This is a genomic window from Pseudoalteromonas sp. 5Ae-yellow (assembly GCF_014077565.1).
GTDB lineage: Bacteria > Pseudomonadota > Gammaproteobacteria > Enterobacterales > Alteromonadaceae > Pseudoalteromonas.
This window is the reverse complement of sequence record NZ_JACGWD010000111.1, coordinates 1-8,635: the sequence shown is the minus strand read 5'-3', so window position 1 is coordinate 8,635 and position 8,635 is coordinate 1. Positions and strand designations below refer to the sequence as shown.

Below are 8,635 nucleotides of genomic sequence, written 5' to 3'. Positions count from 1 at the left end.
TCCATGTCCCGTCTGTTAACATTAATCTTGGCATGTAGGTTCGGTGTAAAGTTTTCTGGCGAATTCAATTATACCTTATCTTCATGCTGTTTGTTTTTCATACCACAAAGATCAACACGCCCTAGTAAGCAATTATTATTCTCTAGGGCCACAGTGCAAGTGTTACACGGTCGTTGTTACCAAGGTCTTTCACTGTTTTAATATTAACAAACGCCATTTTTTCAAAGAAATGACGAACAGCTTCACCTTGCTCAAAACCGTGTTCTATTAAAAGATAGCCATTAGATGACAAATAGTCACGTGATTGTGTAATTATTTGTTTAATATCAGACATTCCACAATCATCAGCCACTAATGCCGATAGAGGCTCAAAGCGCACATCACCCTGATTTAAATGTATATCGCTACTTTCTATATAAGGAGGGTTAGTGACAATTAAATTGAATTTTTCGCCATGCAACTCACTAAACCAGTTACTCTGTTTAACATGTACATTATTAATCGCTAATCGCTGCTGGTTACGTGTAGCAAGTGCAACTGCATCGCTTACTCTATCTACTGCAGTAATTTGCCAACTAGGCATTTCACTACCCAGTGCCAACGCTATTGCACCAGTACCTGTGCCTAAATCCAGCACCTTTGCTGTAGCGGGTAGCGCTATTTCAAGTGCTTGCTCGACTAATGTTTCAGTATCTGGTCGAGGTATTAGGGTCGTTGCGTTAACTTCAAGCGATAAGCTCCAAAATTCACGCAGCCCAGTTATATGGGCTACGGGCTCACCTTTTAAACGTCTTTGGATAAATACATTAAACTGCGATTGTTGCTCATCACTAAGCGCATGTTCTGGCCAAGTAAAAAGGTAACTGCGAGGTTTTTGAAGTATATGAAGAAGTAAAACTTGTGCATCTAATTTAGCACTTTCGCTGCTAAGTGCTAATAAGTCAGCACCTGCAGCAATTGCTTGTTCAAGAGTGTGAGCCACAATTACTCGTCGCCCATGGCCGCAAGTAAGTCAGCTTGATGCTCTTGCATTAATGGGTCAATAATCGCACTTAAATCACCGGCTACCACTTCGTTTAAACGATAAAGTGTTAAGTTAATACGGTGATCGGTAATACGACCTTGCGGGTAGTTATAAGTACGAATACGCTCAGAACGATCGCCACTACCTACCAAGTCACGACGTTCAGAGGCTTCTGCCGCATGGCGTTTTTCATCTTCAGCCTGTTGCAAACGTGCTGCAAGTACCGACATCGCTTTAGCACGGTTTTTATGCTGCGAACGCTGATCCTGACACTCAACCACAACACCGGTAGGTATATGTGTAAGTCGAATAGCAGAATCAGTTTTATTTACGTGCTGACCACCTGCGCCTGATGCACGAAATGTATCAACTTTTAAATCTGCTGTATTAATTTGTATCGCTTCAGCTTCTGGTACTTCTGCCATAACCGCAACAGTACACGCTGAGGTATGAACACGACCTTGTGATTCAGTCTCTGGTACACGTTGTACGCGGTGTACGCCTGATTCAAACTTTAATTGACCGTAAACGCCTTCGCCACTGATATTTGCAATAACTTCTTTGTAACCGCCATGCTCACCTTCATTGGTGCTTACAACTTCTACTTTCCATTTTTTATTTTCTGCGAAGCGGCTGTACATACGAAATAAGTCACCAGCAAAAATAGCCGCTTCATCGCCGCCCGTCCCTGCTCGTACTTCAACAAACACGTTGTTGTTATCTCGCGGATCTTTTGGCAACATTAATACTTGAATTTGTTCTTCAATCACTAGTATTTGTGCTTTTGCTTCTTTATATTCTTCTTGCGCCATTTCACGCATTTCAGGGTCAGAATCTTTAAGCATTTCTTCTGCACTGGCTAAATCATCTTGCGTTTCTTTGTAAGTTAAAAACGTTTTTACAATCTCTTCAAGCTCAGAGTATTCTTTTGAGAGCCCACGAAAACGATTTTGATCACTAATGACCGACGGGTCGCTTAGCAGCGCTTGTACTTCTTCGTAACGCTCTACTAAGGTTTCTAATTTATTATAAACAGACTCTTTCATTTAACGGTTATTCCTGATCAATACCTAACATTTTTTTCAACTGGTTTAGCTGCGCCACTTCACCTTTTTTCGCTGCGTCTTGTATTGCACGGGTAGGCGCGTGCATTAAGCGATTGGTTAATTTATTGGCGAGCTCTAATATAATTTTTTCTGCATCTTTACCTGTATTTAGCTGACTAACAGCACGCTCTACAAGTTCTGACTTAATTGTTTGTACATCATTTCGATAATGGCGGATTAAATCTACCGAATCGAGTGAGCGCATCCACATTGCAAATTCTTTGGTGCGTTCGGTAATAATTATTTGCGCTTGCTGTGCAGCTTGCTCACGCGCTGCCATATTCTCGCTTACAATGGTTTGTAAGTCATCAACGGAATATAAATAGGCAGCATCTAGCTCACCTACTTGGCTTTCTATGTCGCGCGGAACCGCAATATCTATAAATAGCATAGGCTTGTGACGGCGCTGCTTAAGCGCTTGCTCAACCACCCCTTTACCAATAATAGGTAAAGTACTGGCGGTAGAACTAATGACTATATCGGCTTCATGTAAACGTTCTGGTAACTGTGCAAGTGCGATAACATCTGCCGACACTTCATCAGCAAGACTCCGAGCACGTTCAATTGTTCTATTAGCTACCGTTATTTTTTTAGGCTCATTTTGATATAAATGTTTAGCAACCAGTTCAATGGTTTCACCAGCACCAATCAATAACACATTGGTTTGATCAAGCTTGCCATAAATATGTTTTGCTAAGTTAACAGCCGCAAATGCAACCGACACGGCACTTGCGCCTATATTTGTTTCAGTTCTAACTTGTTTCGCTACTGAAAATGTTTTTTGAAACAACCTATCAAACGTAACACCTACTGCATCGTGGTTTTTAGCACTAAAAAACGATTGCTTTATTTGCCCCAGAATTTGCGGTTCGCCCAACACCAAAGAATCCAACCCACATGCCACGCGCATTAAGTGATTAATAGCATCGTTATCTTCGTAGCAATAAGTGTTTTTGCTCAGTTCATGTTCATCCAAACCATGGAAACTGGCAAGCCAGCTCAACAGTGTTTGGGAATTTTGCTGAGCGAGGCTACAATAGATCTCGGTTCGATTGCAGGTAGACACAATAACCGCTTCATTAAAGTCGGCATGGCCACTTAATTGTTGCAACGCCTCTGAAATTTGCTCAGGCGAAAAAGCCACTTTTTCACGTAATTCTACGGATGCGGTTTTGTGATTTATACCTAGTGCTATTATGGTCATATTTGCCAAATATTGCTGAGCCCTACTTCAAAGGCGGTAATTTTACCAAAAATCAGCGGAATATGGAAAGTAAGGAACAACATTTGATTCGACAATATTTGATTTTATTCATGTTTTTTTTGTTTTTAGGTGGCTGTGCTCATCAAATTGATACAAAAACAACACTTTATGATGATTGGAAACCACGTTTAGCTGCTCAAAAAACTTGGCAAGTAGAAGGTAAACTTGCATTTATTAGCCCAGAAGAGCGTCAATCTGCAAACTTAAATTGGCAGCAAACAACAAATTCCAATAATTTAATACTGACTACTTTTATTGGTACTCGTATTTTGTCGCTTAAACAAACAACTAACGGTGCTGAATTAGAGTTTGACGGTGAACAATACTTTGATACTAACGCTGCAGAGCTTTTAAAGCGTTTAACGGGTTTTACACTCCCTGTTGATAATGCCGATAATTGGCTTAAGGGCACCATTGACGATCAAAGTTTAGTCGTTGATGAACTAGGCCGTGCAAAGCAAGTATTATGGTTTGATAATGCAGGCAAAAAATGGCAAATAGATTACGGCACTTACGTACAAAACGCAGGTTACTGGTTACCAACTAAACTGACGTTAAAGCATCAACAAATAAAAATAAAAATTCAACTCTACGATTGGCAGTTTAAATAAGTATGAATAACAAAACCTCTTTTTCACTTATAGCTCCGGCAAAACTCAATTTATTTTTACATATTAATGCTCGCCGAGAAGATGGCTATCATGAACTTGAAACCTTATTTACTTTTTTAAATTTTGGTGATGAGCTGCATTTTGAGTTAACAACAGATGGGAGTATTTCTGTCGGTGGTGATACTAAAGACATCCCTCTAAATGATAATCTCATCTATAAAGCGGCTTTATTATTACAAACACACTGTAAAACCTCTTTGGGTGTAAAAATAAATTTAATTAAGCGCTTGCCGATGGGGGGCGGTGTTGGAGGTGGCTCATCCGACGCTGCAAGTACTTTATTAGCCCTAAATAAATTATGGAAATTAGAACTAAATTTAGAAATTCTAGCCCAATTAGGACTTAAATTAGGGGCTGATGTTCCGGTGTTCATACAAGGGCAAAGCGCCATCGCGCATGGTATTGGTGAGAAATTACACCAAGTAAAACTTAAACAAAAATGGTACTGCGTTGTACACCCAAACCAACATGTAAGTACCGCAAAAATATTTACACATCCAGATTTAAAACGCGACACACCAAAAATAATAGGCGATTGGAAACACCATACTTTAACCAACGATTGTGAGCCTTTAGTTAAAAAGCTTTGCCCCGAGGTTGAAAAAACCCTCCAGTGGTTGCTAAAATACGCACCGTCGAAGATGACCGGAACAGGTTCATGTTGTTTTGTCGAATTTGCTAGTCAAGTTCAAGCACAAGATGTACTTGAAAATCTCCCCCATACTTGGCAGGGTTTTGTGGCTTCAAGCGCAAATGTCTCACCTGCTCATACGGAGTTAACCGCCATATTCGATCAATGAAGTAACGTACAAGTAATCATAAGTTAACCCGCAGTGGTATTTATCATTGCCCGTTAGTCCAAATATTCAGTGCCTGAGGAACCCTACCGTGCCTGACATGAAGCTCTTCGCTGGTAACGCAACACCTGAGTTAGCTCAAAAAGTTGCAAAACGTTTATATATTGAATTAGGCGATGCTGTTGTTGGCCGTTTTAGCGACGGTGAGATCAGTGTTCAAATAAATGAAAATGTTCGTGGCTCGGACGTTTTTATCTTGCAATCAACCTGTGCCCCTACAAACGATAACCTGATGGAACTTATCGTTATGGTTGATGCTCTACGTCGTGCATCTGCAGGTCGTATTACTGCCGTCATTCCTTATTTTGGTTATGCGCGCCAAGACCGTCGTGTACGTTCTGCTCGTGTTCCAATTACCGCTAAAGTTGTTGCAGATTTCTTATCAAGTGTTGGTGTTGACCGTGTTCTTACGGTTGATTTACACGCTGAACAAATCCAAGGCTTCTTTGATGTACCTGTAGATAACGTATTTGGCAGCCCTGTATTACTTGAAGATATGAAAGAACGCGACTTTGAAGACGTCGTTGTTGTATCTCCAGATATTGGTGGTGTTGTACGTGCTCGTGCAATTGCAAAACTACTAAACGATACCGATTTAGCAATCATTGATAAACGTCGCCCTCAAGCAAATGTTTCTCAAGTAATGCACATTATTGGTGACGTTGAAGGTCGTGATTGTATTATCGTAGATGATATGATTGATACCGGTGGTACATTGTGTAAAGCCGCAGAAGCACTTAAAGAACATGGCGCTAAGCGTGTATTTGCATACGCAACACACCCTATCCTTTCAGGTAAAGCAGCCGAAAACTTACGTGACTCAATGATTGATGAAGTAATTGTAACTGACTCAATTCCGCTATCTGATGAGCTTAAAGCCCTTGATAAAGTTAAGGTACTTACGCTTGCTGACATGTTAGCAGAGACTATTCGTCGTATTAGTAACGAAGAATCTATCTCAGCGATGTTTGAACACTAAAATTAAACATTCCTGAATATAAAAGCGCCTTTTGGCGCTTTTTTTGTAAGCGATGTTTATTTTATCTGGGCGTGGTGGTATGATAGCGCGCCTTTTGGCTAGGGACCTTGGTCGCAAAGGCCCTACACATTTAAATAACTGGAGACATCATGTCTAACAAAACTTATACGTATAACGCTGAACTTCGCGTAGAAACTGGTACTGGTGCGAGCCGCCGCCTACGTCGCGAAGACAAAGTTCCTGCAATCCTTTACGGAGCTGATAAAGAAGCTTTATCTCTTACTTTTGCTCATAAAGATATGATCAAAGCTCAAGAAGACGAAGGTTTCTACACGCATATCCTTACGCTTAACGTTGATGGCGAAGCTGTTGAAGTAATCTTAAAAGATATCCAACGTCACCCATTCAAGCCTAAGCTTACTCACCTTGATTTCCAACGTGTAGATGCTACTCATAAATTTCAAACTAAAGTTCCTCTACACTTCATCGGTGAAGAGATTGTAACTAAAGCTGGCGCAACTGTTGTTCACCAGTTAACTGAAGTTGAAATTACGTGTCTTCCAAAAGCACTTCCAGAATTCATTGAAGTAGATGTTTCTAAGTTTGTTGTTGGCGATTCTGTTCATATTTCTGACCTTACTTTCCCTAAAGGCGTTAGCTCTGTAGATTTAGCTAAAGGCGAAGGCCATGATCAGTCTATCCTGACTATCAAAGCAAACAAAGCAGCTCCAGTTGAAGACGACGCTGCAGCAGCAGAATAATATTTAAGGTCTCGCAACCTTGAATTCTATTCAAATGCTTGTGGGCCTGGCTAATCCAGGCCCCGAATACGCAAACACACGCCACAATGCAGGTGCTTGGTTCATCGAGCAAATCGCTGCACGCTATAACTGCACTCTAAAACACGATCCTAAATATCACGGCCTTACAGGCAAAGTGATCATTCAAGGCCAAGAATTCAAATTATTGATCCCCACTACTTACATGAATTTAAGTGGTAAAGCGGTCAGTAGTTTAGCTAATTTTTTCAAAATCCCTGTCGAGGACATTTTAGTTGCCCATGACGAATTGGATTTAGACCCAGGCGTTGCCAAATTAAAAAAAGGTGGCGGGCATGGCGGTCATAATGGTTTAAAAGACATTATTGCAAAAATGGCAAATCAAAAAGACTTTATGCGCTTGCGCATTGGTGTAGGCCATCCAGGACATCGTGAAATGGTTACTGGTTGGGTGCTTGGAAAAGCGGCCAAAGCAGACCAAGAAAAGATGGATGCTGCTGTTGATGAAGCAGTTCGTTGTATGGAAATACTTGCAAAAGATGGTGTGTTAAAAGCACAAAACAGACTACATTCGTTTAAACCCTAATAACTTGGGTTCAAGCACATCGTTTAAACGAATCTAAACAAGGTATCTTACTATGGGTTTTAAATGTGGCATCGTTGGCTTGCCTAACGTTGGTAAATCAACGCTTTTCAATGCACTAACTAAAGCGGGTATTGAAGCCGCTAACTTTCCTTTTTGTACCATTGAGCCTAATACAGGTGTGGTACCTGTGCCAGATCCTCGTCTAGACGAACTTGCTAAAATAGTAAACCCTCAACGAGTTCTTACCACCAGTATGGAATTTGTAGACATTGCTGGCTTAGTAAAAGGCGCATCTAAAGGTGAAGGCCTTGGTAACCAGTTTTTAGCTAACATTCGTGAAACCGATGCAATTGGCCACGTAGTTCGCTGTTTTGAAGATGAAAACATCATCCACGTAGCAGGCACTATTGACCCTGCTGACGATATTGACGTAATCAACACTGAGTTAGTACTTGCTGATATGGATAGCGCTGAAAAAGCCCTTTTCCGTAATTCAAAAAAAGCAAAAGGTGGCGATAAAGACGCTAAAGAGCAAAATGCTGTACTTGAAAAAGTAAAAGTGCATCTTGACGAAGGCTTAACTTTACGTGGTCTAGCACTAACTAAAGAAGAAAAAGCAGCAATCAGCTCTATTAACTTCTTAACGATTAAACCAACAATGTATATTGCAAACGTTGCTGAAGATGGTTTTGAAAATAACCCATACCTTGACCGCGTACGCGCTATTGCCGCAGCTGAAGATGCGATTGTTGTTCCTGTATGTGCCGCTATCGAATCTGAGCTTTCAGAACTAGATGACGAAGACAAGCTTGAGTTTATGGCTGATCTTGGTTTAGAAGAGCCGGGTCTTAACCTTGTTATTCGTGGTGGTTATGAATTACTACAATTACAAACTTATTTCACAGCTGGCGTAAAAGAAGTACGCGCATGGACAATCCCTGTAGGTGCAACAGCACCACAAGCAGCGGGTAAAATCCATACCGACTTCGAGCGTGGCTTTATTCGTGCGCAAACTATTGCTTTTGACGACTTTGTTGCCTTTAAAGGTGAGAGTGGCGCAAAAGAAGCAGGTAAGATGCGTCAAGAAGGTAAAGAGTACATTGTTAAAGATGGCGATGTAATGAACTTCTTGTTCAACGTATAAGTACAAATTAAACCAATTTAACTTGGTAATAATTTTTAAAGGCTCGTTTTTACGAGCCTTTTTTGTATTTAAGCATTATAAAAATAATAATTAACCTCAACTAGGGGCTGTTGATCTTTGTAGTACATATATCAATCAGCCCACATTGGTAGCCACATCATAGTAAATGCTAAAGCGAGCATTGAATGATAATTTCGTTCAAGCTTTTCATACCGCGTGGCTATC

9 protein-coding genes and 1 pseudogene are annotated in these 8,635 nt (G+C 40.7%); 6 read left to right on the top strand and 4 right to left on the bottom strand.

The features are described 5' to 3' along the window. Positions 1–142: 142 nt before the first annotated feature. Genes prmC through hemA form a run of 3 tightly spaced genes read right to left on the bottom strand, consistent with a single transcriptional unit; the run spans position 143 to position 3,334 of the window. Positions 143–982 carry a peptide chain release factor N(5)-glutamine methyltransferase gene (prmC, locus tag H4J63_RS19030; protein ID WP_138489383.1) on the bottom strand — a complete coding sequence of 280 codons (840 nt, stop codon included), beginning with the start codon at positions 980–982 and terminating at the stop codon, positions 143–145. Between the two features lie 2 nt (positions 983–984). Beyond that, on the bottom strand, positions 985–2,070 hold the full coding sequence (gene prfA / locus H4J63_RS19025; RefSeq protein WP_182197989.1) for a peptide chain release factor 1: 1,086 nt from the start codon (positions 2,068–2,070) through the stop codon (positions 985–987). A 7-nt stretch (positions 2,071–2,077) separates the two neighbouring features. Next, on the bottom strand, positions 2,078–3,334 hold the full coding sequence (gene hemA / locus H4J63_RS19020; protein WP_182197987.1) for a glutamyl-tRNA reductase: 1,257 nt from the start codon (positions 3,332–3,334) through the stop codon (positions 2,078–2,080). 83 nt (positions 3,335–3,417) lie between these two features. On the opposite strand from hemA, the gene lolB reads away from it, so the two are divergent. From lolB to ychF, 6 genes are all read left to right on the top strand, one after another. Further along, positions 3,418–4,005 (top strand): lipoprotein insertase outer membrane protein LolB, encoded by a 588-nt coding sequence (gene lolB / locus H4J63_RS19015; RefSeq protein WP_182197985.1) that lies wholly within the window; start codon positions 3,418–3,420, stop codon positions 4,003–4,005. A gap of 2 nt (positions 4,006–4,007) precedes the next feature. Then, positions 4,008–4,865 (top strand): 4-(cytidine 5'-diphospho)-2-C-methyl-D-erythritol kinase, encoded by an 858-nt coding sequence (gene ispE, locus H4J63_RS19010; RefSeq protein ID WP_182197984.1) that lies wholly within the window; start codon positions 4,008–4,010, stop codon positions 4,863–4,865. An 88-nt stretch (positions 4,866–4,953) separates the two neighbouring features. Next, positions 4,954–5,901, top strand: coding sequence for a ribose-phosphate pyrophosphokinase (locus H4J63_RS19005; protein WP_002958550.1), 948 nt, complete (start codon positions 4,954–4,956; stop codon positions 5,899–5,901). 149 nt (positions 5,902–6,050) lie between these two features. After that, a complete protein-coding gene (locus H4J63_RS19000; protein WP_002958549.1) occupies positions 6,051–6,662 on the top strand; it encodes a 50S ribosomal protein L25/general stress protein Ctc in 612 nt (203 codons plus the stop codon). 19 nt (positions 6,663–6,681) lie between these two features. After that, positions 6,682–7,266, top strand: a complete 585-nt coding sequence (pth, locus tag H4J63_RS18995) for an aminoacyl-tRNA hydrolase (RefSeq protein ID WP_182197982.1) — start codon at positions 6,682–6,684, stop codon at positions 7,264–7,266. 52 nt (positions 7,267–7,318) lie between these two features. Beyond that, positions 7,319–8,410, top strand: a complete 1,092-nt coding sequence (ychF, locus tag H4J63_RS18990) for a redox-regulated ATPase YchF (protein WP_007583951.1) — start codon at positions 7,319–7,321, stop codon at positions 8,408–8,410. A 131-nt stretch (positions 8,411–8,541) separates the two neighbouring features. Here the strand turns inward: ychF and H4J63_RS18985 are convergent. Further along, a pseudogene (locus H4J63_RS18985) lies at positions 8,542–8,635 on the bottom strand (IS5/IS1182 family transposase); the annotation flags it as partial.

Bases quoted from the DNA above. Each gene is read 5' to 3' on its own strand.
- prfA (WP_182197989.1), bottom strand. From the start codon at position 2,070: ATGAAAGAGTCTGTTTATAATAAATTAGAAACCTTAGTAGAGCGTTAC.
- hemA (WP_182197987.1), bottom strand. From the start codon at position 3,334: ATGACCATAATAGCACTAGGTATAAATCACAAAACCGCATCCGTAGAA.
- ispE (WP_182197984.1), top strand. From the start codon at position 4,008: ATGAATAACAAAACCTCTTTTTCACTTATAGCTCCGGCAAAACTCAAT.
- H4J63_RS19000 (WP_002958549.1), top strand. From the start codon at position 6,051: ATGTCTAACAAAACTTATACGTATAACGCTGAACTTCGCGTAGAAACT.
- ychF (WP_007583951.1), top strand. From the start codon at position 7,319: ATGGGTTTTAAATGTGGCATCGTTGGCTTGCCTAACGTTGGTAAATCA.